The organism is Vibrio sp. 2134-1 (assembly GCF_033339495.1).
The window spans coordinates 1-672 of sequence record NZ_JAWOUS010000478.1; the positions used below are offsets into that span (position 1 = coordinate 1).

Sequence of the window (672 nt, forward strand, 5' to 3'; positions counted from 1 at the left end):
ATGCCGATTGGAATGGGGTGTTGATTTCAAAAGAAGCACTCGATTTTTAGAATCGGAAACCTAAACCTACCTCAAAGCCTTGTTGCCAATCTTGGTAATCCAACGTCGCGTGAATGTCTAACTTATCGGTAATTTTCACGCGGCTAGAAAGTTCAGCAGCGAGGCTACTGTCTTCGGTTTGAATGCCGTTGCTATTCTCAGATTTGTAAGATCTTACGGTACTTTTTACGGTGACACGATCATTGAAGTGGTAGCTGATCCCGCTGAGAAAGCCGCTTTGGTTTTGAGTCGGAGAGTTATTGACTCGCGCACCTACATAAAGGTCAACAGAATCAAAAAGTTCATAGGCGTAGCCACCATCAATATTCCATACATCAAAGCTGTCGGTTTGGTAACTTTCACTCGAGATAAAGAGTTTGTGAGGAGACGTGCTTGTTTTCCCTGGAAGGGGAGGGAGATCGTTAGCAAAAGAAACGCCAGACACTAAAAACAGTAACAGAAAAAGCCATTTTTTCATGTCCACCACTCCTTGTGTCTAACTTTTTTATTAGTATCTGCTAAAAGCTTCTCACTATTAAAGCATAGAATATGAAAGCCAACACATCTATTTTCTAAATAATTCGATCCTAGGAACATTGATCACAGTTAAGTTGTTGTTAACGAGAAACAACA

The 672-nt window shown here is 40.8% G+C and carries 1 protein-coding gene; it reads right to left on the bottom strand.

The genetic code is table 11. The features are described from left to right. Window positions 1-46 precede the first annotated feature (46 nt). Complete coding sequence (locus R7R78_RS26725; RefSeq protein ID WP_005460677.1) at window positions 47-517, bottom strand: hypothetical protein; 471 nt, start codon at window positions 515-517, stop codon at window positions 47-49. Window positions 518-672 lie beyond the last annotated feature (155 nt).